Annotated in this window: 19 protein-coding genes; 7 read left to right on the top strand and 12 right to left on the bottom strand. The window is 60.0% G+C overall.

Annotated features, from left to right (window positions below; genetic code table 11):
• Together WKI41_RS12765 and WKI41_RS12760 are read right to left on the bottom strand one after the other, a co-directional pair.
• Positions 1 to 938, bottom strand: a protein-coding gene (locus tag WKI41_RS12765; RefSeq protein WP_340193879.1) for an IS630 family transposase whose coding sequence is annotated in 2 segments (ribosomal slippage) — positions 1 to 601 and positions 603 to 938 — 937 coding nt annotated over the 2 segments. Because the reading frame shifts where the segments join, the coding sequence is not laid out codon by codon here. This gene is flagged as partial in the annotation.
• 101 nt (positions 939 to 1,039) lie between these two features.
• The gene (locus tag WKI41_RS12760; RefSeq protein WP_340193878.1) at positions 1,040 to 1,804 is read right to left on the bottom strand and encodes an IclR family transcriptional regulator; all 765 of its coding nucleotides are present in this window, start codon (positions 1,802 to 1,804) and stop codon (positions 1,040 to 1,042) included.
• A 113-nt stretch (positions 1,805 to 1,917) separates the two neighbouring features.
• On the opposite strand from WKI41_RS12760, the gene WKI41_RS12755 reads away from it, so the two are divergent.
• Positions 1,918 to 2,649, top strand: a complete 732-nt coding sequence (locus tag WKI41_RS12755) for an SDR family oxidoreductase (protein WP_340193877.1) — start codon at positions 1,918 to 1,920, stop codon at positions 2,647 to 2,649.
• A 255-nt stretch (positions 2,650 to 2,904) separates the two neighbouring features.
• Here WKI41_RS12755 and WKI41_RS12750 read toward each other — a convergent pair whose 3' ends face one another.
• The 5 genes from WKI41_RS12750 to WKI41_RS12730 form a co-directional block, all read right to left on the bottom strand.
• Positions 2,905 to 3,078, bottom strand: coding sequence for a DUF1328 domain-containing protein (locus tag WKI41_RS12750; protein ID WP_306934454.1), 174 nt, complete (start codon positions 3,076 to 3,078; stop codon positions 2,905 to 2,907).
• A gap of 198 nt (positions 3,079 to 3,276) precedes the next feature.
• A complete protein-coding gene (locus tag WKI41_RS12745) occupies positions 3,277 to 4,125 on the bottom strand; it encodes a metal ABC transporter permease (protein WP_340193876.1) in 849 nt (282 codons plus the stop codon).
• Positions 4,122 to 4,982: a metal ABC transporter permease gene (locus WKI41_RS12740; RefSeq protein WP_340193875.1), complete on the bottom strand. Its 861-nt coding sequence runs from the start codon at positions 4,980 to 4,982 to the stop codon at positions 4,122 to 4,124. Before WKI41_RS12740 ends, WKI41_RS12745 begins: the two co-directional genes overlap by 4 nt.
• Complete coding sequence (locus WKI41_RS12735) at positions 4,979 to 5,896, bottom strand: manganese/iron ABC transporter ATP-binding protein (RefSeq protein ID WP_340193874.1); 918 nt, start codon at positions 5,894 to 5,896, stop codon at positions 4,979 to 4,981. The genes WKI41_RS12740 and WKI41_RS12735 overlap by 4 nt, the downstream gene beginning before the upstream one ends.
• Positions 5,893 to 6,783, bottom strand: coding sequence for a metal ABC transporter substrate-binding protein (locus WKI41_RS12730; protein ID WP_340193873.1), 891 nt, complete (start codon positions 6,781 to 6,783; stop codon positions 5,893 to 5,895). The genes WKI41_RS12735 and WKI41_RS12730 overlap by 4 nt, the downstream gene beginning before the upstream one ends.
• Positions 6,784 to 7,333: 550 nt before the next feature.
• Here WKI41_RS12730 and WKI41_RS12725 point away from each other — a divergent pair.
• Positions 7,334 to 8,509, top strand: a complete 1,176-nt coding sequence (locus WKI41_RS12725; protein ID WP_340193872.1) for a hypothetical protein — start codon at positions 7,334 to 7,336, stop codon at positions 8,507 to 8,509.
• A gap of 89 nt (positions 8,510 to 8,598) precedes the next feature.
• Here the strand turns inward: WKI41_RS12725 and lysS are convergent, their stop codons facing one another.
• The 5 genes from lysS to WKI41_RS12700 all read right to left on the bottom strand — a co-directional run bounded on the left by lysS (position 8,599) and on the right by WKI41_RS12700 (position 15,604).
• Positions 8,599 to 10,101 (bottom strand): lysine--tRNA ligase, encoded by a 1,503-nt coding sequence (lysS, locus tag WKI41_RS12720; protein ID WP_340193871.1) that lies wholly within the window; start codon positions 10,099 to 10,101, stop codon positions 8,599 to 8,601.
• A gap of 72 nt (positions 10,102 to 10,173) precedes the next feature.
• Positions 10,174 to 11,631 carry a glutamate--tRNA ligase gene (gene gltX / locus WKI41_RS12715; protein ID WP_340193870.1) on the bottom strand — a complete coding sequence of 486 codons (1,458 nt, stop codon included), beginning with the start codon at positions 11,629 to 11,631 and terminating at the stop codon, positions 10,174 to 10,176.
• 354 nt (positions 11,632 to 11,985) lie between these two features.
• Positions 11,986 to 13,758 carry an SLC13 family permease gene (locus WKI41_RS12710; RefSeq protein ID WP_340193869.1) on the bottom strand — a complete coding sequence of 591 codons (1,773 nt, stop codon included), beginning with the start codon at positions 13,756 to 13,758 and terminating at the stop codon, positions 11,986 to 11,988.
• 264 nt (positions 13,759 to 14,022) lie between these two features.
• On the bottom strand, positions 14,023 to 14,775 hold the full coding sequence (locus WKI41_RS12705) for a TerC family protein (RefSeq protein ID WP_340193868.1): 753 nt from the start codon (positions 14,773 to 14,775) through the stop codon (positions 14,023 to 14,025).
• Positions 14,776 to 14,932: 157 nt separating this feature from the next.
• Positions 14,933 to 15,604 carry a TetR/AcrR family transcriptional regulator gene (locus WKI41_RS12700; RefSeq protein WP_340193867.1) on the bottom strand — a complete coding sequence of 224 codons (672 nt, stop codon included), beginning with the start codon at positions 15,602 to 15,604 and terminating at the stop codon, positions 14,933 to 14,935.
• Between the two features lie 146 nt (positions 15,605 to 15,750).
• Here WKI41_RS12700 and WKI41_RS12695 point away from each other — a divergent pair, with 146 nt between their 5' ends.
• From WKI41_RS12695 to xylA, 5 genes are all read left to right on the top strand, one after another.
• Positions 15,751 to 16,974, top strand: coding sequence for an HlyD family secretion protein (locus tag WKI41_RS12695; RefSeq protein ID WP_340193866.1), 1,224 nt, complete (start codon positions 15,751 to 15,753; stop codon positions 16,972 to 16,974).
• Between the two features lie 33 nt (positions 16,975 to 17,007).
• Positions 17,008 to 18,591, top strand: coding sequence for a DHA2 family efflux MFS transporter permease subunit (locus tag WKI41_RS12690; protein WP_340193865.1), 1,584 nt, complete (start codon positions 17,008 to 17,010; stop codon positions 18,589 to 18,591).
• A gap of 363 nt (positions 18,592 to 18,954) precedes the next feature.
• Complete coding sequence (locus WKI41_RS12685) at positions 18,955 to 19,977, top strand: LacI family DNA-binding transcriptional regulator (RefSeq protein ID WP_340193864.1); 1,023 nt, start codon at positions 18,955 to 18,957, stop codon at positions 19,975 to 19,977.
• 81 nt (positions 19,978 to 20,058) lie between these two features.
• A complete protein-coding gene (xylB, locus tag WKI41_RS12680) occupies positions 20,059 to 21,513 on the top strand; it encodes a xylulokinase (RefSeq protein WP_340193863.1) in 1,455 nt (484 codons plus the stop codon).
• 44 nt (positions 21,514 to 21,557) lie between these two features.
• Positions 21,558 to 22,868 carry a xylose isomerase gene (xylA, locus tag WKI41_RS12675; protein WP_340193862.1) on the top strand — a complete coding sequence of 437 codons (1,311 nt, stop codon included), beginning with the start codon at positions 21,558 to 21,560 and terminating at the stop codon, positions 22,866 to 22,868.
• Positions 22,869 to 22,933 lie beyond the last annotated feature (65 nt).

Genomic DNA, 22,933 nt, shown 5'->3' with positions numbered 1-22,933 from the left:
CGGAAACATATCCTGCGTTTTGGAGATAGTTTGCGCATTCGTCTGGTTGGATTGTTTGGACGAGCGCGCCGATATGCCGCCAGGTGTCTTCCATTGTCCGCTTCTGCGCATGACGCATCCAGTGCTTTATCTTTGAGAAGGCCTGTTCGATGGGATTGAGGTCGGGCGAATAGGGCGGCAGGAACCAAAGCCTCGCACCGGCGGCTTTGATGGCGCTGTGGATGGCGGCTGCCTTGTGGCTGCCGAGATTGTCCATGATGACGATATCGCCGGGCTTGAGAATGGGCACCAACTGCTGTTCGACATAGGCGCGGAAGCACTGGCCGTTGATGGGCCCGTCAAAGACGCAAGGTGCTGTCAGCCGGTCGTTTCTCAAGGCCCCGAGGAATGTCATGGTGCGCCAGTGCCCGTGCGGCGCAAAGGCCCGCAGGCGCTTGCCCTTTGGGCCCCAGCCTCTGATGGGGGTCATGTTGGTCTTGATCCAGGTCTCATCGATAAAGACCAGCTGTTCGGGATCAAGGTGATGCTGTAAAGTCATCCATCTCTGTCGTCTGCGAGCCACATCGGCACGCGCCTGCTCAAGGGCAAACAGCGTTTTTTTTGAAGCGCAGTCCTTCGCTGCGGAGGAATTCCCAAATCGCATTATGGGAGACGCGAATGCCTCGAGATGACAGTTCCGCCTTTAGGCCATGGAGCGTCAGATGTGGATTTTGAGCGAGCCGCTCGGCAATGAAGTCACGATGCGGCTCAAGTATACGCTTTCGATAACCACCCATCTTGGCAGGGCGAACCGATCCCGTCGCACGATGGCGCTGCGACCACTTCACCACGGAAGACGCAGCCACTTCAAAGCGTGCAGCCACGGCACGAATGCTCTCGCCGCTCGACACAGCAGCGACAACACGCTCACGAAGATCATTTGATATCGGTGCGGTCATTGGATGCTGGCCTCCGTCCAGCCAGCATCAAAGAATCAGAACAAAACTGATTTGGGAATCCAAATCGATTCAGAAAAATGGTGAACCGCTCTAAAGGCGCATTACTGCCCGGCAACCACTTCGGAAATCGCCCTAGCCGTCTCACGGATCAGGGCCAGACAGTCTTGCTCTTTCGGTGCCGCTTCGTTGAGCGAGCCGATGAAGGGGCAGGTGACAACCGCGAGCGCCGTTCCGTCAAGGGTCAGGATCGGCGCGGAGATGTTGCGCACGCCGGCCGTCTGCAGGCTGTTCATGCTCTCATAGCCTCGGGCCTTCACCTGTTGCAGCCGCTCGCGCAGGTTTGCAGGTAGCTCCTTTTCATCGCCACGTAGCTGCTCGGCAATCATCAGCTCCCTTTGCGTCTCGTTCTGGAAGGCCAGAAGAACGTGACCGGAGCCGGTATTGAAGAGGCTCATCTGCGCGCCAACGCGAATGGAGAGCGCCCAATAGGTTGAGGAATCCTGCTGCGCAATGACGACGACCGAGCCGCGATCATAGACTGCAAGATGACAGGCCTGCTGCGCTTTAGCGGAGAAATCCCGCATCATCGGTGCGGCGAAGGAGACGAGACGTCTGACCGGCTGGTGAAAGTGAGCAAGTCCAAACATCTTCAGGGTCAGGGTGAAGCGATCGCCATCCTGGCGCTGCACATAGCCACGGCGCACCAGGCGATCCAGCATGCGGTAAAACTCGTTGGGGCTCTTGCCGAGCGCCTTGGCGATTTCGACCTGGGTCAGCCCCCCATCGGTGCGGGCCAGAAGCTCGAGAATATCCAGCCCCTTGTCGAGTGCCGGTGCGCGGTATCTGTCGCTATCGTCTTCCGTCATCGGACCTCTATTGACTGCAAGCTGGCTTGACGGTCTGTGAATACACTGTTTACATATGAATTGTCGATGCATATTTGAGACATTGCGCCCGAAGGCGCCGGAGGAGAGCCATCATGGGCCAAGATTTTTCAGGACAGACCGTTGTCATCACCGCAGCCGCGCAGGGTATCGGCCGGGCGACGGCGGAACGCTTCATCTCGCTCGGTGCGCGCGTCATTGCTACCGACATCAATGAGGCCGCGCTCGCAACCCTTGAGAATGCCGAGACCCGCGTTCTAAACGTTCTCGATGGCGCTGCCGTTCAGGCCTTTGCCGCCGAAGTCGGTTCTGCCGATGTGCTCTTCAACTGCGCGGGCTTCGTGCACGCAGGCACCATTCTCGACTGCGAGGAAAAGGATTGGGATTTCTCCTTCGATCTCAACGCCAAGGCCATGTACCGCACCTGCCGCGCCTTTTTGCCTGCCATGCTGGAAAACGGCAAGGGCGCCATCGTCAACATGTCGTCAGTGGCCTCCAGCGTCAAAGGAGTGCCGAACCGTTTTGCCTATACGGCCTCGAAGGCGGCCGTGGTGGGCCTGACAAAATCGATTGCGTCCGATTTCGTCACCAAGGGTATCCGCTGCAACGCCATCTGCCCCGGCACGGTGGACAGCCCGTCGCTGCATGAGCGTCTGCGTGCCACCGGCGATTACGAGAAGGCGCTCAGCGACTTCATCGCTCGCCAGCCCATGGGCCGCATTGCCAAGGCGGAAGAGATTGCGGCGCTCGTGACCTATCTGGCATCCGACGAGGCTGGATTTACGACCGGTCAGATCCATGTGATCGATGGTGGCTGGACGGCGTGATGGTCTGCTTTCAGCCGGTGTAGCCGAGCCACCACAGCAGTCATCAAGAACGCCTCAATCCAACCAAGCCAAGTCTTTGGTCTGAAATGACTTTGCCCGCCGCGCAGACGCGCGCCAGCTAGACTCCTGCGATGATCCACGGATCAAGTCCGAGGACTGGAATGAGGGGAGTGTGGATAACGCCATTGGGATTCACACCAAACAAAAACGGCCGGGGCGGCCCGACCGTTTCTGCATTCCAAGCCTGTGTAATCCCTACAGGATCGCCTGGCCGGCCATCAGTGCCAGCACCAGGAAGATGAGGAAGACGACCACGGCGATGAAGAACAGGATGCGCGCGATGCCGGAGGCCGCCGCGGAGATGCCTGTGAAGCCGAAAACGCCGGCGATGATCGAGATCACGAAAAATATAAGAGCCCACTTCAGCATGGTCGTTCCTCTTGCGTCAGATTTGAAACGGGCAAACGCTTAAGGTCCGGGACCCACTCGTTTGTCTCTAAGTCCTTGTTCATCCATGCCCTTGTCGCGGATTGATCTTCACGCGCGCGGGCATGCACTAATGACGCAAAAGTGAGGGAAGAGGTTCCAGGGTACCGAAAATCTTTTTCGAGGGCGCGCGCTGCGGCGTCACGCGGAGGCAGTAGCGGATGTCTTTTTCGCCTTCATCGTCGTGCGCAGGAAGGCAAGGATAAAGAGGCCGCTCATGATCAGGACGATAGTGGGGGCTGGTGCGCTGTCGATCAGGAAGCTCAGCCAGATGCCGAGCGTGGAAGAGAAGAGCGCCACAGAGACGGCAGTGACCAGCATGGCGGAAAAGCGCCGAGTGATGAGGAAGGCGATGGCACCGGGCGCCACCAGCATGGCGACAGACAGGATGATGCCGATTGCCTGCAGCGCGCCGACGACCGTCAGCGACAACACCGCAAGCAGCCCGTAATGCAGAATGCGCACCGGTAGACCAATCGCCTTGGCGTGCTGCGGATCGAAGGCATGCACCAGCAGGTCCTTGCGCAGGATGGCAAGGAAGAGGGTGCTGGCCAGCGCAATCAGGCCGGTCTCGATAATGTCAGAAACTGAAACGCCGAGCATATCGCCGAAGAGGATATGATCGAGATGCACATCGCTCTGCACCTTGACGTAAAGCACCAGCCCCAGCCCGAACATGCCGGAAAAGACGATGCCGAGAACCGTGTCTTCCTTGATGCGGCTGTTTTCTTTCAGAAAACCGGTGCCGAGCGCGCAGATCATGCCGGCGATGAAGGCGCCGATGGAAAAGGGTATGCCGACGATATAGGCGATGACGACGCCCGGCAGCACCGCATGCGAGACCGCGTCGCCCATCAGCGACCAGCCTTTCAGCACCAGCAGACAGGAAAGCATCGCCATCGGCACGGCAATCATCAGCGTGATGATGAAGGCATATTGCATGAAGGGAAGCTGAAAAGGCAGGAGCGTCAGTTCGAGATACTCGCTCATGCAGCCTTCTCCAATGCGGCGCGGGCCTTGGCGCGAGAGGCCAGATAACCGTGCTTCGGCGCAAAGACAAAGGCGGTCAAAAAGATCAGTGTTTGCAGCACAACGATGATGCCGCCGGTCGCGCCATCGAGGAAGTAGCTCAGGTAGGCGCCGACAAAGCTGGTGACGGCGCCGATACCGAAGCTCATGCCGATCAGCCGCTCGAAACGGTCGGTCAAAAGATAGGCCGTGGCGCCGGGCGTCACCACCATGGCGACGACGAGAAAGGCGCCAACGGTCTGCAGGGCCGCGACGGTTGAAGCGGCGAGCAGGGTGAAGAAGATCACCTTCAGTACGTCCGGCTTGAGGCCGATGGTGCGGGCGTGGTTCTCATCGAAGAACACCACCATGAAGTCTCGCCATTTCAACGAGAGGACCAGCAGGCTGATGCCGCCGATCAGCGCGAGCTGGATCGTGTCCTCCGTGGTGATGGCGAGAATGTTGCCGAGAACGATGGTCTGGATGTTGATGGAAGTGGGCGAGAGCGACACCATGAAGAGCCCAAGGCCAAAGAACGAGGTGAAGATCAGGCCGATAATGGCGTCTTCCTTCAGTCTGGTCTTCTGGTTGAGAAACAGCATCGACGCCGCCGCGAGACCGCCGGAGAAGAACGCACCGAGCGCGAAGGGCAGGCCCAGCATATAGGCGCCCGCCACGCCGGGAACGATTGCGTGAGAGAGGGCATCGCCAATCAGCGACCAACCCTTCAGCATCAGATAGGCGGAGAGGAAGCCGCAGACGCCTCCAACCAGGGCGCTGACCCAGATGGCGTTCAGCATGTAGGAATAGGTGAAGGGCTCAAGCAGGGTGGAGATCATCGCTCCGCCTCGCCCACCTGCGCCGGATCGCTTCTCGTCTCGTGACCGTTCTGGCCGTAGATGACGAAGGGACGTTCGTCATCGGTGATGACCTTCAGACGCCGAGGGTCGGCGTCGTCGTGCAGATCGGCACCGCCGAGGATGAAGTGGCGCAGGCTCCCGCCAAAGGCTGCCTGAAGATTGGCTTCCGTGAAGGTGTCCTTCGTCTTGCCCGAGGCAATGACGGTGCCTTTGACGAAGACGGCGCGGTCGCAGAAATCCGGCACGCTGCCGAGATTGTGGGTTGAAACCAGCATGATGCGGCCTTCGTCGCGCAGCGACTTTAAGAGCGCAATGATCTGCTCTTCGGTCGTCACGTCGACGCCGGTAAAGGGCTCGTCGAGCAGAATGACCTTGCCTTCCTGTGCCAGCGCACGGGCGAGAAAGACGCGTTTCTTCTGGCCGCCGGAAAGCTCGCCGATCTGGCGCTTGCGGTAATCCAGCATGTTGACGCGGGCAAGTGCCTCTTCCACCATGCGGTGGTCGCGCTTGGTGGGAATGCGAAAGAAGTTCATGTGGCCGTAGCGGCCCATCATCACCACATCCTCGACCAGAACGGGAAAGCTCCAATCCACCTCTTCGGCCTGTGGCACATAGGCGACGAGGTTCTTTTTCAGCGCGGCGGAAGCCGGCTCGCCGAAGATGGAGACGGAGCCGGCCGACATCGGCACGAAGCCCATGATGGCCTTGAAGATGGTGGATTTGCCCGCACCATTGACGCCGACGAGGGCGGTGATGGTGCCTTTGGGGATCGAGAAGCTTGCGCGGCGCAGTGCCGTGTGGCCGTTGCGATAGGTGACCGTTACGTCATCGACGGTGAGGCCATCCTGACCAGGCTTTGGCTTCGCAGCGCTTCTCGTTTTCCCCATCATCATTGGCTGAGACCCTTCACGATGGTGGCTGTTGTGGTGCGCAGAAGATCGAGATAGGTCGGCACGGGGCCGTTCGCCTCACTCAGAGAATCCACATAGAGAATGCCGCCATAGGCCGCGCCCGTTTCCTTCGCCACCTGCTTGGCGGGATCGGGCGATACGGTGCTTTCGCTGAAGATGACGTGGACGTTGTTTTCGCGCATCGCGTCGATGACGCCGCGCACCTGCTGCGGTGTGCCCTGGCTATCGGCATTGACCGGCCATAGGAACAGTTCCTTCAGGCCGAAATCGCGCGCGAGATAGGAGAAGGCCCCTTCGCTCGTCACCAGCCAGCGCTTGTTTTCCGGCAGTGCGGCGATGGCCTCGCGCATCGGCTGGATTTCCTGTCTGATCTTGTCCGAATAGGCCTTGGCATTGGCGGCGTAGACATCCGCATGGTCGGGATCGATTTGCGTGAGTGCCTTGCGGATGTTCTCGACATAGATCAGCGCATTGTCCGGTGACATCCAGGCATGTGGGTTGGGTTTGCCACTATAGGCGCCGCCGCTGATCGAGATCGGTGTGACGCCATTACTGACCACAACGTTCGGGACGTCGGAGAGATTGGCAAGAAACTTCTGAAACCAGAGTTCGAGGTTCAGCCCGTTCCACAAGACGAGGTTGGCATCGCGGGCTTTGAGAATATCGCGCGGGGTAGGCTGATAGTTATGAATCTCGGCCCCTGCCTTGGTGATGCTCTCGACGTCGGCCGCGTCGCCCGCAACGTTGCGGGCCATATCGGCAATGATGGTGAAGGTGGTGATCACCTTGGGTTTTTCCGCAGCAAGAGCCGAGAAGGGCAGGAAGGCCGCGGCGCAGAAAGCGAGAAACGTCGAGCGGGTCAAGTTCATGACAATAATCAAACCTCTTTTGCGATTAATTCGCAATAGCAATGTGGTAAACGGCGCGAAGATTGTCAATGCTATTGCAAATCATTCTCATTACGAACGACTGCGACTTGATATTGTTCCATCTTCAGCCCGCAACGAATGGATGTAAGGCATCATTTCAAAGCACGGCGCGGGTTGATCGTCAGGAACGCAACACCATTTGCGGTTTGCAGCATGCTTCCAGCAAAGAGAACCGGACGGAACGTGTCGCGCCGTGAATGCGCCTTCTTGCATGTTGCTTCCGGAAAAGTCGCTGAGGATCAGCGACGTGGTTGGGGGTGAGGCTTTGCCTGGATTCCCGCTCACGGGCGCGTTGCATCGCGCCCAAAAAACGTCCGGATTCGAACGGTTTTTCCGGCCCGATTAAGTCTTCTTCAATGAGAAGCCATCAAGATCAATGGCTGCACGGATGTGGTCTATCACCATCCGGCCTTTTCCACTCCGGTTGCGCACAGAGGCGCGACGGGAGACGAAGGCGTTAGACGAGGTTGTCTATGTCGGGACGTTTGACGTGAAAGCAGTGTTCAAAAGAATACGGTTTTCCCGCAAAGTGGTGTTGATTGGCGGCGGTATCCTCCTTCTTGGTGGTGCCTCCGGCGTTGCTGCCATTGTCGTCGGCAAGGATCAGCTCTTCGGCCCCTCCGAGGTCGTGCAGAACGGCCTGGAATGCAAGACGGCCCAGACGGTCAAGATCAAGAAGAACGGATCGGTCTGGGTCCGCAAATTCGTGCGTACCGAAGGCGGCGATGGGCCTGAGCGCATGAAGACGGCGCTGCGCGTGGCCAAGGCCATCTACGACAAGGATCACCCCGATCTCGTCCAGGTTTCTGTATTGGATGCCAAAGGCCCGCAGATGCGCGCCGATATGCGCGGCCGCTCGATCGCCGCGCAGGCGATCTACATCGCCGATCTCAGCAAGCTGCCGGAAGGCGCTGCCTCACAGAATTACTCCGCCTATTACTACGATGGCGCCGCTGCCGATGACGGCCAGTTCTACGGCCTGCGCATCGATCTGCCGGTCGAGGACGCCAAGGCGATCACCGCATCTCTGACCGAATTTGCCGACTGCGTCGATCCAGCGCCGCCCGCCGATGCACATGGCGCGCCGGCCGGTGGCCATGGTGCGCCTGCCGGTCACGGTGCTGAGGCCAGCGGACATGGCTCGGATGGACATGGTGCCGAAAGCAAGGACGCCGGTGGCCACGGCGCCGAGGCGAAAGGCTCCGACGGGCATGGTGGCGAAGGCGATGGACATGGCAGTGGCGACAAGCCTGCCGAAGGCGGCCACGACGCGCCTGCGAGTGCAGACGGTAGCGGTCACGGCTCGGCCGAACCGCTTTTGACGTCGACACCCGACAAGAGCGAAAGCATGTTCAGCTTCGGCTATATCAAGTCTCTGCTGTTCGGCAAGGGCGAGACGACCGCGGTTGCGGCCGAGCAGCCGGCAGCAGAAGGCCATGGCCAACCGGCCGCGGCTGAGGGCCACGGCGACGTTCCAGCGTCAGACGCTCCAAGCGAGCCCGCGGGTCATAGCGCGCCCGCGGTGGCGGAAGAGCCTGACACGCATGGCGCGCCTTCCACAGAAGCGGCTGATGGGCACGAAGCGCCTGCTGCACAGGATGCGGGTGGTCACGCTGATGCTTCCGGTGGCGACCACGCGGCAGAGGCTCCGAAGCCTGAGCATTGATTAGGTTGCCGGGCTCATCGGCTTACTGACACCACATCCGTTAAAACGGTGACCGCCGCTCGTCGCGACGGTCGTTTGCATCTCAAGCCTCAGTCGGCCTTCTGGCGGCGGGCTGGGAAGAGGATGACGTCGCGGATCGATGGGGCGTTTGTCAGCAGCATGACCAGACGGTCGACGCCGATGCCGAGGCCGCCGGCGGGGGGCATGCCCTGGTCGATGGCGTCGAGGAATTCGTCATCGATCTGCTTGTCCTTCTCGCCGCGGGCGTGCGCCTGTTCCAGCTGCTCTACCATGCGGCGGCGCTGTTCTTCCGGGTCGTTCAGTTCGGAGAAGGCGTTGCCCACTTCCCAGGCGTTGCAGTAGCTCTCGAAACGCTCGACGAGGCGCGGCTCGCCCGGCACTTCCTTGGCGAAGGGCGAGATGTCCTTGGGGAAATGCGTGACGTGGCTTGGCTGGATCAGCGTGCCTTCGACCTTTTCTTCGAAGATGAAGGCGAGGCATTCGCCCCAGGTCCAGTCCTTCTCGACTTCGAAGCCAGCAGCCTTGGCGGCGGCGCGGGCTTCCTCGTCGGTCTTGATCGCCAGGAAGTCGATGCCGGTCGCTTCCTTGACGGCATCGGGCATCGGCACGCGCTTGAACGGACCCTTGAAGGAAATCGTCTGGCCCTGGAAGTCCAGCTCGGTCGTGCCGTGGATGGCGATTGCCAGCGTTTCGAACATGCGCTCCACGAGGCTCATGATGTCCTCGTAATCGGCATAGGCCCAGTAGCATTCCAGCATGGTGAATTCGGGATTGTGCCGGGTCGACACGCCCTCATTGCGGAAGTTGCGGTTGACCTCGAAGACCTTGTCGGAAAGACCAGACACCAGCGTGCGCTTCAGGAACAGTTCCGGCGCGATGCGCAGATACATGTCCATCTTCAGCGTGTTGTGGAAGGTCTTGAACGGATCGGCCGTGGCGCCGCCGTAGACCGTCTGCAGCATCGGCGTTTCGACTTCGAGGAAGCCTTCGGCCTCCATGAAGCGGCGGATGCCGGAAATGATCTTGGAACGCTGCTGGAAGCGCAGCTTGGATTCCTCGTTGGAGAGGATGTCCAGATGGCGCTTGCGATAGCGGATTTCGACGTCGGAAATACCGTTCCACTTCTCCGGCATCGGCAGAAGCGACTTGGTGAGCATGGTGATCTCTTCGGCATTGATCGTCAGTTCACCACGCTTGGTGCGGCGCACCTTGCCGGTGACGCCGATGATGTCGCCAATGTCAATCATCGGCAGCATCTCGCGGGCGGCTTCCGGCGTGGTGTCCTTGTGGGAGAAGATCTGCACCTTGCCGGACGCATCATGGATATCCATGAACATGCCGGAATTGCGCGAGGAGTAGACTCGACCGGCAACCGTGACCGTATCGCCCGTTTCGACATCCGGCTCGATATCGGCGTATTTTTCCGCAAGCTCGGCATTGGTCAGCGTGCGGTGGAAATGCGCCGGATAGACGTCGCCGATCTTGTCGCGCAAAAGCGCCAGCTTCTGGCGGCGTACTTCGGTGGCGTCGGAGGACAGGGCAGTCGTTTCGGTCGTCTTGGTGTCGGTCATCGTCTCTAGGCCTTTTTCGGGCAGGTTGTTCTTGTGTGTATGGCGGCCACGTCGTGTGGCCGCACTGTCCTGTCAGCCCGCAGCGCCAACCATCGTCGTGACGACGGTGATCGCTGCCTTCAGGCGTTGGCGCACGACGGAGCGTCCGAGAAGCGCCATGGAATCGAAGAGCGGCAGCGAGCGCGAGGATCCAGACATGGCGACGAAAAGCGGCGGGGTGACGACGCGCAGCTTCTTGCCCGTGCGTTCTGCCACATCGCGCAGTTCCGCTTCGATGGCTTCGACGTTCCAGTCCGGCATTTTTTCCAGATCGGTGGCAACGGTCGTCAGGATCTCGAGAATCTCTTCCGGCTTGCTCTTGAGACCAGCGAAGGAGGCAGGTGTGAGGCCGACATCGCCGGAGAGCAGGAAGCCTGCGAGATTGGGCAATTCGCCAAGCTTGGAGACGCGGCTCTGAGAGAGCTTCAGGCCTTCGGTCAGGCGCTGGTTTTCCATCGCCCATTCCAGTGTGCGGGCAATGAACTCTTCCGGCGAAAGCTTTTCGCGCAGCCAGCGGCCGTTCAGCCAGTCGAGCTTCTGGATGTCGAAGATCGCGCCAGCCTTGGAAAGTGCTTCCGGGTCAAACTTGGCGGCAAGCTCGTCCATCGACAGCAGCTCTTCACCTTCGGCAATCTGGATGAAGAACAGACCGAGGAAGTTCATCAGCGCTTCCGGCAGGTAGCCGAGTGCCGAGTAATAGGAGATCGAGGTCGGGTTCTTGCGCTTGGAAAGCTTCGACTTGTCGGCGTTGCGCATCAGGGACAGATGCATGAACACCGGCTCCTGCCAGCCGAAATAGCGATAGAGAAGAATGTGTTTGGGCACGGAGGCCAGCCACTCCTCGCCGCGCGCCACATGGGTGATCTTCATCAGGTGGTCATCGATGACGTTTGCCATGTGATAGGTCGGCATGCCGTCGGCCTTGATCAGCACCTGCATGTCGACCGATTCCCACGGGATCGAGACATCGCCATAGACGCCGTCATGGAAATCGCAGGAGCCTTCGGTCGGGATCTTCATGCGCACGACGGAAGGCTCGCCCGCTGCCATCTTGGTGGTGACTTCTTCGGCCTTTAGATGCAGGCAAAGACCGTCATAGCCTGGCGGCTTGCCGGCGGCGCGCTGGGCTTCGCGCATTTCTTCCAGGCGCTGCGGCGTGCAGAAACAGCGGAAGGCGTGGCCCTTGTCGAGCAGTTCCTGCGCATACGGCCAGTACATGTCCTTGCGCTCGGACTGGCGGTAGGGGCCATAAGGGCCGCCGACATCCGGGCCTTCCGACCATTTTAGGCCGGTCCATTTCAGCGCTTCCAGAACCTTCTCTTCATATTCGCGCGTTGAGCGCGTGGCATCGGTATCTTCGATGCGCAGAATGAACTCGCCGCCATGCTTCTGGGCGAAGAGGTAGTTGAAGAGGGCGATGTAAGCTGTGCCGACATGCGGCTCACCGGTGGGGGAAGGGGCAATACGGACGCGGACGCCGGAAGTGGTCATTGAAATTCACTCGTCGTGACGTTGCAGCGACGCAAGGCTGAAATCAGCCTGTTGTCGGCGAAATTGACGTTGGATGCGGCAGGATTGGCAAAAACAGGCGCAAGATCAAGCGCCATTTCACACCATCCCATTGGGCATGGCTTAGGCCATATTCCGCCGCAGGCGTCAAGAACATACCGTCTGTTCGATAATCGCCGTTGGCCGCCTGCAAATGGCGATTTCTGTGCTTCCGGTGCTCACGTAGGTCAAGTACGCTCCGCTCCGGTTCTCGAAATCACCATTTTCGGCAGACCAACGGCAATTCTTGAACAGACGGGTGTGCCGTTTTGCCGGTGGTGCAGGGGGCGGGCCCCCTCAGGACACGGGCCAGACGTAAAGCAGCATGGGAATGCTGACGATGACGATGATGAAGGAGAGCGGCAGGCCAAGGCGCGGATAATCGCTGAAACGGTATCCGCCCGGTCCCATGACCAGCGTGTTGCACTGGTGGCCGATGGGGGTGAGGAAGTCGCAACCGGCGCCGATCGCGACGGCCATCAGGAAGGCCTCGGGTTTGAAGCCGAGTGTCGTGGCAAACCCCGCTGCAATCGGCGCCATGACGAGAACGGTCGCGGCATTGTTGAGGAAGGGTGTGACCGCCATGGCGGTCAGCAGGATCAGCCCGAGTGCGGCAAAGGGGGGCAGACCTTGCGCGATGCTTCCAAGCCAATGAGAGATCAACTCGCTGGCACCTGTGGTTCTGAGGCTGTCGCTGACGGGAATGAGGGCGGCGAGCATGACGAGGATCGGGCCATCAACCGACTTGTAGACTTCCGTTAGCGGGATTGCGCCGACCACGATCATCATGAAGGCCGCGGCGAAGAAGGCGACCGAGACCGGCACGAAGCCGCTGCCGGCGGCAATCATCGCAGCTGCCAGCACGATCAGCGGCACGAAGGCGCGGCGCTGAACGCCAAGCAGGATTTCACGCTGGGCAAGGGGTAGCAGCGAAAACTCCTGCAGCATCAGCGGCACGTTCTTGCGGCTGCCTTGCAGCAAAAGCACGTCGCCTGCCTGCAGGGTCAGATCGCTCAGGCGTTCGCTGACCCGTTGACCGCGCCGTGACACAGCAATCAGATTGACGCCGCGCGTATAGGAAAGCGCCAGTTCTCGCGCAGACATGCCGTTCAGATGGGAATCGTTGCTGACCACGGCTTCCATGGAGACGAGATCGACAACCTTCTCGCCCTTGTCCGTCAGCGGCTTGCCGGACAGAATGAGCTTGGCTTGCGACACCATCCGGTCCAGGCCTTCCGGGCTGCCTTCCAGCATGACGGTGTCCCCGCTCTTCAGCTTGACATCGGGGAAGGGCGAGATGCGACGCGGGCCACGCAGGATGGTTCTGGCAATCACGTCGCCATCGCCAAGCCGCAGGAGTTCGCGCAGCGGCTTGTCGACAAGCACGCTGTCCGGTGCCAGCGTGGCTTCGGCGGTGTAGCTCGCCTTGTCCAGGATATCCTCCACCGACGCCTGCTGTTTTGCTCGGATCGGCAAGAGACGATAGCCGAAGGTGAGGAAGAGAATGCCGACTACCGTGAGCGCAAGGCCGACGGGGGTGAAATCGAACATGGTGAAGCTCTGCCCGGTCATTTCCTCGCGAAGGCGCGAGACGACGATATTGGGCGAGGTGCCAATCTGCGTCATCAAGCCGCCGAGCAAAGCGGAGAATGCCATCGGCATCAGATAGAATGAGACGGGACTTCCGGATTTGCGGGCGAACTGGAAGGCGACCGGTATCATGATGGCGAGCGCGCCGATATTCTTGATGAAGGCCGACATGACGGCGACCGTGATCATCAGAAAAGCCAGTTGCAGGCCCTTCGAGCGCATCTCCGGCAAATAGCGTTTGATGATGAAATCGACGATACCGGATCGGGCTACAGCGGAGCTGACGATCAGCGCACTGGCAACGATGATGACGATGTCGTCTGAAAAGCCGGAAAAGGCCTTGTCGAAGGGAACGACGCCAACGGCAACAGCCACCAGAAGCGCGCTGCAGGCCACCACATCGTAGCGAAACCTGTCCCACATGAAAGCGATCATCATCCCAGCAATCACGGCGAAGGCGAGGATCTGCTCTGTGGTCATGCGAGGGCACTTTCAGGAGGGCGCTGCGGTTGCACAGCGCCGGGATGACCCGGGAAAGGGGTGCATCAAGAACGCCGGTGCCGTGCCACTTGTTCCTGCCCCTCTCGCGCGTTTTGCACAACAGGCGGCGGCTGGCACCCAGCTATGATGTTGGTCAAGTGTTTGAGGTTGCTTGGCTCTCAGCCATCGGCCCCAAGCCGAGTGTCGCCGTGAGTCTGCGCCGGAGCCCCCAGCGGTCTCGGGCTCCGGCCTGTTTTCAAAACATCAATGCAGGGTGCTGCTCTTCTTGCGCTTGGAATTGCGCGCAACGATGTTGAGCACCTCCACCAGCGCCGAGAACGCCATGGCGGCATAGACGTAGCCCTTCGGCACGTGGAAGCCCATGCCTTCTGCAATCAGCGTCGTGCCGATCATCAGCAGGAAGGCGAGTGCCAGCATGACGACGGTCGGGTTGCGCTCGATGAAGTTTGCAAGCGGAGTTGCGGCGAGCAGCATGACGGTGACGGCGACGATGACGGCGACGACCATGATCGGCACGTGCGGGGTCATGCCGACAGCGGTGATGATGCTGTCCACCGAGAAGACGAGATCGAGAAGCAGGATCTGGACGATGGCCGACGAGAAGCTGGTAATTGCCGCCTTGCCGCCGACCATGTCTTCCTTGTGGTCGATCGGATCGACATTGTGGTGGATTTCCTTGGTGGCCTTCCAGACGAGGAAGAGGCCGCCGACGATAAGAATGATGTCCTTCCAGGAGAAGGGATGGCCGAAGACTTCGAAGACCGGTTCGGTCAGCTGCACGATCCAGGCGACGGTGCCGAGCAGGCCAAGGCGCATGATCAGCGCCAGCCCGATGCCGATGCGCCGTGCCTTTTCCCGCTGGTTTTCCGGAAGCTTGTTGGTCAGGATCGAGATGAAGATGAGGTTGTCGATACCCAGCACCACCTCCATGACGATGAGGGTGACGAGCGCCACCCATGCGGTGGGATCTGACAAGAGCGGGAGGATGGACTCCATCGGGCCGGGCTTCCTTTCAACTTAGGGTTATGTTTCGACGCAGAGGACGCAGATAACGGCTATTTATAACTAAAAAGTTGCGACGCAAGCATGTCAAAAGCGCCGTTGGGAGCTGGTCCCCTCGGCGCTTCGCAGTAACTCGGAAGAATGAATAGCTTTAGGCGGCTTTGGTTCCATAGGCGGCCATGAAGACGCGTATGGCGCTGGAAATCACGCGCTCCAGCTCTTCGTCGGGAACGGGGCCTTCCAATTCGCCGAACAGGCGATATTTGAAGAAGGTGCCGGTGGAAAGTTCGATGAACTGACGCGCGGCCAGTTCCACATCGTCTACCTGGAGGCTGCCATTTTCGATATGATGGCGGATGAACTCTTCCAGAACGATCCTGATATTGTTGGGCGCGGAACTGAAGAAGCGTCGCGACAGCTTGGGCATACGGTCGATAACGCCAAGCAATGAGCGCATAGCAGGGATCATGTCCGTGCATACCAGGCGGTTTGCAAAGGCCGTTCCAAACTGCCTCAGACCATCGCGCACCTCTTCGGTGCCGGCCAGAATGTCGCGCATGGAGTCAGCAAATTCGCTGCGATGGCGGTCGATCAGGGCAGCGAAGAGGTCTTCCTTATTGGCGAAGTAAACGTAGATCGTGCCCTTGGAAACCCCGGCTTCCCGAGTGATATCGTTCATGCTGGCGGCGTCGAAGCCTTTTTGCTTGAACATGCGCCAGGCGCCATCAAGGATCTGTTCGCGCTTGGACGGGTCTTCACCCGCGGCAAAGCGCCCACCGGGTGCGGTGGCCGAACATGCGTCCTCGATTACCTTCTCTGTCATCAGTCTTCCGTCCAATCGCGGTTAACACCCGATTCAATATATCGAACCGGGTGGTTCGATGCCACTTGATATGTGGTGTAAAAGCGATTATGTCAATCGAACCGAACGGTTCAGTTCAATAATTTTCGTATAACCAGGTGTCTCCCATGTCGTCTCAAAAGAGTGGCGCTGTCCGAGCGATCAATTCGTCTGAAGAAGCAGAAGTCCAGACCGCATCTCAGGCTGAAGCCCGCACTGAAGAAAATCGTCCGGCAGATGCCCCTAAGGCCGCAGCGCCCGTGCAGCCGCCGGTGCAGAAGAAGCGAAAATCCGTCCTTCTGCCGATCATCGGTCTTGCGCTTCTGGCCGGTGCCGCCTGGTATGGCTACGACTACTGGACGACCGGCCGCTTCATGGTATCGACCGACGATGCCTATGTGCATGGCGACATCGCGGTGATTTCGCCCAAGGTTTCCGGCTATGTGGCGAAGGTGGATGTCGTCGCCAACCAGCAGGTGAAGGCTGGCGATCCGCTGGTGACGCTGGATGATGGCGACTATCGCCTTGCACTGGAACAGGCCGAGGCGCAGCTTGCCACGCAGCAGTTGTCCTTGAACCGGATCGACGCGCAGATCGCAGGCGGTGAGGCAGCATTGGCACAGGCCGTTGCCCAGAAGGGTGCGCTTGACGCTGCTCTGCAGGGTGCCGAAATCAACAACAAGCGTGCCACCGAGCTGCAGTCCAAGGATGTCGGCACCGCCGCATCCGCAGACAATGCGCGCATTGCGCTTGAGCAGGCCAAGGCGAATCTCGCTGCCGGTCAGGCAAATGTGGTTGCGGCTGAGGCCAATATCGCGCTCCTGAAGGCACAGCGTAAAGAGGCCGAAGGCTCGATCAAATCGCTGGAGCTGGCGCGTGACAAAGCAGCCCGCGATCTCTCCTTCACCGTGCTTCGCGCGCCCTATGACGGCGTGATCGGCAATCTTTCGGTCCAGACCGGCGATCTCGTCTCTGCTGGCAAGCGCCTGGCTTCACTGGTGCCGATGAGCCAGCTTTATGTCGATGCCAATTTCAAGGAAACGCAGCTCGCTGAAGTCGTGCCCGGTTCCAAGGTGAAGGTGCATGTGGATGCCTTCGACGATGACGCGATCGAAGGCACGGTGCAGTCGATCTCGCCAGCATCCGGCTCGGTCTTCTCCATGCTGCCGCCGGAAAACGCCACGGGCAACTTCACCAAGGTGATCCAGCGCGTGCCGGTGCGTATCGTTCTTTCCAAGGAAGACATCGACAAGCACCACCTGCGTGCGGGCTTGAGCGTGGTCGTCGATGTCGATACACGCACGGCGCCAAAGCAGGCCGACACCCAGGCAGCGCAGAACCAGTCCAAGTAACCGGCGGCCCGGATCAAGGTAGGGACAAGCATTATGGCGGCTACAGCCAGCATGAGCGGCGGCACCACGGCCGCCGTCGACCCGCCGATGGATCGAAGACGCCTGATCGCGTTCTTCGCCATGGTCTTCGGCATGTTCATGTCGATCCTCGACATTCAGATCGTCTCGGCCTCCCTGGCCGAAATCCAGGCGGGCCTCGGTGCCGGTTCGGATGAGATCGCCTGGGTGCAGACCTCCTACCTGATTGCGGAAGTCATCATGATCCCGCTTTCGGGCACGCTGGCGCGCATTCTCTCCACCCGCGTGCTGTTTGCCACCTGTGCGGCGGGCTTCACCATTTCCAGCGCGCTTTGCGCCACCGCGACGAATATCGACCAGATGATCGTCTATCGCGCGATCCAGGGCTTCATCGGCGGCGGCATGATCCCGTCTGTCTTTGCCGCGGCCTTCACCATCTTCCCACCGTCGAAGCGCCCGATCGTTTCACCGATCATCGGCCTTGTCGCAACGCTCGCGCCCACCATCGGCCCGACGGTCGGCGGTTATCTCTCCAATGCCTTTTCCTGGCACTGGCTGTTCCTCGTCAACATCATTCCCGGCATCATCGTCACGATCCTGACCTGGAGCCTGATCGATTTCGACAAGCCGGAAACCTCGCTGTGGAAGAAGTTCGACTGGTGGGGCTTGCTCTCCATGGGCGTCTTCCTCGGATCGCTGGAATATGTGCTGGAAGAGGGCAACAACAACGACTGGTTCAATGACGAGAATATCGTCATCGCGGCCGTTGCCATGACGATCGGCGCTGTGGTGTTCTTCTGGCGGGCCTTCAAGGTAGATTTCCCGGTGGTGGATCTGCGCGCCTTTGCCGACCGGAATTTCTCCATCGGCTCGCTGTTTTCCTTCGTCATGGGTATCGGTCTCTACGGGTTGACCTATCTCTATCCGCTCTATCTGGGGCGCGTGCGCGGCTATGACGCGCTGATGATCGGCGAGACGATGTTCGTTTCGGGTCTCACCATGTTCTTCACCGCGCCGATTGCAGGGCGGCTTTCAGCCAAGCTCGATCCGCGGGTGATGATGGCGATCGGCTTCATCAGCTTTGCCGCCGGGACTTGGATCATGACGCATGTCACGGCCGATTGGGACTTCAACGAGCTTCTGATCCCGCAGATCCTGCGCGGTTTCGGCCTCATGATGTGCATGGTGCCGATCAACAACATCGCGCTCGGCACGCTTCCGCCCGCCCGCATCAAGAACGCATCCGGTCTCTTCAACCTCACGCGTAACTTGGGCGGCGCGGTCGGTCTTGCCATCATCAACACCTTGCTTAGCCAGCGCACCGACGACCATTATGTCCGCATTGCCGAGCATGTGAATTACGGCAATCCGGCAGCACTCGACTGGCTGAGCAGCGTCAGCGGCAATTACGACTCCTATGGCCTCGACGGTTCGTCGGTGGCGATCAAGAAGCTCGTCGGCGTGGTATCGCAACAGGCCTGGATCCTGGCCTTTGCCGATGTGTTCCTGTTGCTGACCTTCCTGTTCACCGGCCTCATCTTCCTGACGGTGCTGATCAAAAAGCCGAAGGCGGCCCCGCCGCCCGACGCGGCGCATTGAGGTTTACCTATCCACCGCAGCGCATGTGGGGTCACCGGAAACGGTGGCCCCTTTTTTGTCTGGGTCGGAGAATTCGCTTTTTTTCGGCTTATGCCAGTGATCGATCCACACTCTGCCGTCATCCTCGGGCTTGACCCGAGGATCCATGGTTCACAATAAAGGCAATGGCTTGTGGATCCTCGGGTCAAGCCCGAGGATGACGGAGGAGAGGGGCTTCAGCCTCGAATTAACCCTAGACGCCATCAGACTTGAGATCGGTTTCACCGCTACATCGCACCACTTAACTCCTTCATGAGGTACGTACATCATTTTCTGATTTACGTACCTCAGAAACTCCTCTATGACGTTGCGCCGGGAGGAAGCATGAAGCCGACAGTTCACGATATTGCGTCAAAGGCAGGGGTCAGTCTCGCGACCGTCGACCGGGTGATTAATCTGCGTCCGGGCGTGCATCAGCTGACCCGCGCCAAGGTGGAAGCGGCGATTTCCGAGCTTGGCTATGTGCGCGATATCGCAGCCGCCAATCTTGCCAAAGGGCGCAGCTACGCGCTGGTCTTCATTCTTCCCAACAATGACAATTCCTTCATGGCCGGGCTTCGCAACGAGGTGAGGTGTGCGGCCTCTCGTTCCTACGTGGAGCGCACGTCGATCCGCATCATCGAGGTCCCGCCCTTCGATGCGGCGGCCCTCACTCAGGCACTCGATGTGGCACGACTGGAAAAGCCCTCGGGCGTTGCCTTTGTCGCGATCGATTCCGAGGATGTGGTGGAGGCGACGGATCGGCTCGCTGACAGCGGCATTGCCGTGGTCACGCTGGTGTCGGATCTGACGGGCTCGAAGCGCGATCATTTTGCAGGCGTCGATAACGCCGCAGCGGGCCGCACGGCGGCAAGCCTGATGGGGCGGTTCCTGCCCAAGGAGGAGGCCGAGATCGCGGTTCTGGCGGGCTCCATGCTGGTGAAGGATCACCGCGAGCGTCTTGCGGGCTTCGAGGGCGTGATCGAGGCGGAGTTTCCGCATCTCTCCATCCGTCCGGTTCTGGAAGGGCGCGACGATGCCGAGAGGGTGGAAGCGCTGGTCGGAGACACTCTGCGCGACAATCCCACGCTTGCCGGGCTCTATAGCCTTGGCGCGGGCAATCGCGGTTTGATCCGGGCGCTCAAGGCGCAGGATGGCTCCAGGCCTTGCGTCATTGCCCATGAACTGAACGACACGACCGCCGCAGCACTTCGCGATGGCACGCTGGATGCGGTGCTCAATCAGGATGCAGGTCATGAGGTGCGCAGCGCCATTCGCGTCCTCAAGGCCCGTGCCGATGGGCTTGCCGTCATCGAGGCGCAGGAGCGTATCCGTATCGACATATTCCTGAGGGACAATCTGCCTTGAGCGACCCTCGTTTCAACCCATTTCGGGCAGGGCCCGGCTGGAACTGCTCCAGCACATTCACATCCAATCTTGGAGGACGATATGTATCTCGGTCTTGATCTTGGCACATCCGGCATCAAGGCGCTGCTGATCGATGGCGATCAGACGGTCATCGGTTCGGCTAATGGCGCGCTGGATGTCTCGCGTCCGCATCACGGCTGGTCGGAGCAGGATCCGGCCCATTGGATCAAGGCGACCGAAACGGCGATTGCCGGGCTGAAGGAAAAGTTTCCGGCCGAGCTTTCGGCGGTCAAGGGCATCGGCCTCTCCGGTCAGATGCATGGCGCCACGCTGGTCGATGCGAGCGGCGACGTTCTTCGCCCCTCGATCCTGTGGAACGATACGCGATCCTATGCGGAAGCTGCGAAGCTCGACGCGGAGCCGCGATTTCGCCAGATCACCGGCAATATCGTCTTCCCCGGCTTTACTGCGCCGAAGCTCGTTTGGGTGAAGAACAACGAGCCTGAGATTTTTGCCAAGGTCGCCAAGGTTCTGCTGCCGAAGGATTATCTGCGGCTGTGGCTGACAGGCGAATACATCTCCGAAATGTCGGACTCTGCCGGCACTTCCTGGCTCGATACGGGTGCGCGCAAGTGGTCTTCAGAGCTGCTTGCGGCAACCGATCTTGATGAGACGCATATGCCGTCGCTGGTGGAAGGCACCGATGAGGCGGGTGTGCTGCGCTCCGAGCTTGCCGCTGCCTGGGGCATTTCCGGCAAGGTCGTCGTGGCCGGTGGCGCTGGCGACAATGCCGCATCCGCCTGCGGCATGGGCACGGTTGCCGAAGGCCATGCCTTCGTGTCGCTCGGCACGTCCGGCGTTCTCTTTGCCGCCAATGCCTCCTATCTGCCGAAGCCGGAAAGCGCGGTTCACGCCTTCTGCCACGCGCTGCCCAACACCTGGCACCAGATGGGCGTGATCCTGTCGGCCACCGATGCGCTCAACTGGTATTCCGGCATCGCCGGCAAATCCGCAGCCGAGCTTTCCAGCGAGTTGGGCGACGATTTGCGGGCGCCGACTGGCGTCACCTTTGCGCCGTATCTGTCCGGCGAACGCACGCCGCATAATGACGCCGCCATCCGCGGCTCCTTCATCGGCCTTTCGCATGAGAGCGACCGCAAGGCGCTGACGCAGGCCGTGCTGGAAGGCGTGACCTTTGCCATCCGCGACAATCTCGAAGCGCTGAAATCGGCTGGCACGTCGATCTCGCGCGTCACCGCCATCGGCGGCGGTTCGCGCTCGCGCTATTGGCTCGCCTCGATTGCCACCTCGCTTGGCGTACCGGTCGATATTCCGGCGGAAGGCGATTTTGGCGCGGCCTTTGGCGCGGCCCGTCTTGGCCTGATTGCCGCGACCGGGGCCGATCCGCTTGCGGTTTGCACCCAGCCGGAAACGGAGGAAACCGTCGAGCCGGTGGCGTCGCTGTCAGCGGCCTATGAGGAGGCTTACGGCCGGTATCGGGCGCTTTATCCGGCGATCAAGCCGCTATCGCACTGAGAACCTTTCGAACACCATTTTCAATCATCAAGGGAGAAGAAATCATGAGCACTGGATTTTTCGGCAACGTCGCCAAGGTCAAATACGAGGGACCGGACAGCACCAATCCGCTGGCCTTCCGCCACTACAACCCCGATGAAGTCGTTCTCGGCAAGCGCATGGAAGACCATCTGCGCTTTGCGGTCGCCTACTGGCATTCCTTCGCCTGGGAAGGCAGCGACCCCTTCGGTGGCCGCACTTTCGACCGTCCATGGTTTGGCGATGACATGCAGAAGGCCAAGCTGAAGGCCGATGTGGCGTTTGAAATGTTCAGCCTGCTCGGCGCGCCTTACTACTGCTTCCACGATGCGGATGCGCGTCCTGAAGGCCAGACATTCGCCGAGAGCACCAGGAACCTCAACGAGATCGTCGACTACCTGCAGAAGAAGCAGGAAGAGACCGGCGTGAAGCTTCTCTGGGGCACGGCGAACCTCTTCTCCAACCGCCGCTTCATGTCCGGCGCCTCCACCAATCCGGATCCGGATGTGTTTGCCTATTCGGCAGCCACCATCAAGACCTGCATGGACGCCACGATGAAGCTCGGCGGCGAGAACTATGTCCTGTGGGGCGGCCGCGAAGGCTATGAGACGCTGCTCAACACCGATCTCTCGCGCGAATTCGACCAGATGGCGCGCATGCTGCACATGGTGGTGGAGTACAAGTACAAGATCGGCTTCAAGGGCACTATCCTCGTCGAGCCGAAGCCGCAGGAGCCGACCAAGCACCAGTATGATTACGACGTTGCGACCGTCTATGGCTTCCTGAAGAAGTACGGCCTCGAAAACGAAGTGAAGATGAATATCGAGCAGGGCCACGCGATCCTTGCCGGCCATACCTTCGAGCATGAACTGGCGCTTGCCAACACGCTCGGCATCTTCGGCTCGATCGACATGAACCGCAACGACTACCAGTCCGGCTGGGATACCGACCAGTTCCCGAACAACGTCCCGGAAATGGCGCTCGCCTACTATCAGGTCCTGCAGGCCGGCGGCTTCACCACCGGTGGCACCAACTTCGACTCCAAGCTGCGTCGCCAGTCGCTCGATCCGGAAGACCTGCTGATCGGCCACATCGGCGGCATGGATTGCTGCGCCCGTGGCCTCAAGGCTGCGGCGAAGATGGTGGAAGACGGCGCGCTCTCCAAGCCGCTGGCAGAACGCTACGCCAAGTGGGACCAGCCGGAAGCCCAGAAGATGCTGCGCGGCGAAATGAAGCTGGAGGAGATTGCGGCCAAGGTAGAGCGGGAAAACATCAACCCCGAGCCGAAGTCCGGTCGTCAGGAATATCTCGAGAACGTGGTCAACCGCTACGTTTGAGGTTTTGTGCCGGTGACAGCCGGCTGTTGCGACTGTTTCACCCCGGACGTGCATTCGGGGTGAAG

The sequence above is a fragment of the Agrobacterium larrymoorei genome (assembly GCF_037722385.1).
In the GTDB taxonomy this organism is placed as follows: domain Bacteria; phylum Pseudomonadota; class Alphaproteobacteria; order Rhizobiales; family Rhizobiaceae; genus Agrobacterium; species Agrobacterium larrymoorei_C.
This window is presented reverse-complemented; position numbering and strand designations above follow the sequence as displayed.

Coding starts and splice junctions, on each gene's coding strand:
- WKI41_RS12730 (WP_340193873.1), bottom strand. CDS start 6,783: ATGAACTTGACCCGCTCGACGTTTCTCGCTTTCTGCGCCGCGGCCTTC.
- gltX (WP_340193870.1), bottom strand. CDS start 11,631: ATGACCACTTCCGGCGTCCGCGTCCGTATTGCCCCTTCCCCCACCGGT.
- lysS (WP_340193871.1), bottom strand. CDS start 10,101: ATGACCGACACCAAGACGACCGAAACGACTGCCCTGTCCTCCGACGCC.
- WKI41_RS12690 (WP_340193865.1), top strand. CDS start 17,008: ATGGCGGCTACAGCCAGCATGAGCGGCGGCACCACGGCCGCCGTCGAC.
- WKI41_RS12695 (WP_340193866.1), top strand. CDS start 15,751: ATGTCGTCTCAAAAGAGTGGCGCTGTCCGAGCGATCAATTCGTCTGAA.
- WKI41_RS12740 (WP_340193875.1), bottom strand. CDS start 4,982: ATGATCTCCACCCTGCTTGAGCCCTTCACCTATTCCTACATGCTGAAC.
- WKI41_RS12745 (WP_340193876.1), bottom strand. CDS start 4,125: ATGAGCGAGTATCTCGAACTGACGCTCCTGCCTTTTCAGCTTCCCTTC.
- WKI41_RS12735 (WP_340193874.1), bottom strand. CDS start 5,896: ATGATGATGGGGAAAACGAGAAGCGCTGCGAAGCCAAAGCCTGGTCAG.
- WKI41_RS12705 (WP_340193868.1), bottom strand. CDS start 14,775: ATGGAGTCCATCCTCCCGCTCTTGTCAGATCCCACCGCATGGGTGGCG.
- xylA (WP_340193862.1), top strand. CDS start 21,558: ATGAGCACTGGATTTTTCGGCAACGTCGCCAAGGTCAAATACGAGGGA.
- WKI41_RS12685 (WP_340193864.1), top strand. CDS start 18,955: ATGAAGCCGACAGTTCACGATATTGCGTCAAAGGCAGGGGTCAGTCTC.
- WKI41_RS12760 (WP_340193878.1), bottom strand. CDS start 1,804: ATGACGGAAGACGATAGCGACAGATACCGCGCACCGGCACTCGACAAG.
- WKI41_RS12750 (WP_306934454.1), bottom strand. CDS start 3,078: ATGCTGAAGTGGGCTCTTATATTTTTCGTGATCTCGATCATCGCCGGC.
- WKI41_RS12710 (WP_340193869.1), bottom strand. CDS start 13,758: ATGACCACAGAGCAGATCCTCGCCTTCGCCGTGATTGCTGGGATGATG.
- WKI41_RS12700 (WP_340193867.1), bottom strand. CDS start 15,604: ATGACAGAGAAGGTAATCGAGGACGCATGTTCGGCCACCGCACCCGGT.
- xylB (WP_340193863.1), top strand. CDS start 20,059: ATGTATCTCGGTCTTGATCTTGGCACATCCGGCATCAAGGCGCTGCTG.
- WKI41_RS12755 (WP_340193877.1), top strand. CDS start 1,918: ATGGGCCAAGATTTTTCAGGACAGACCGTTGTCATCACCGCAGCCGCG.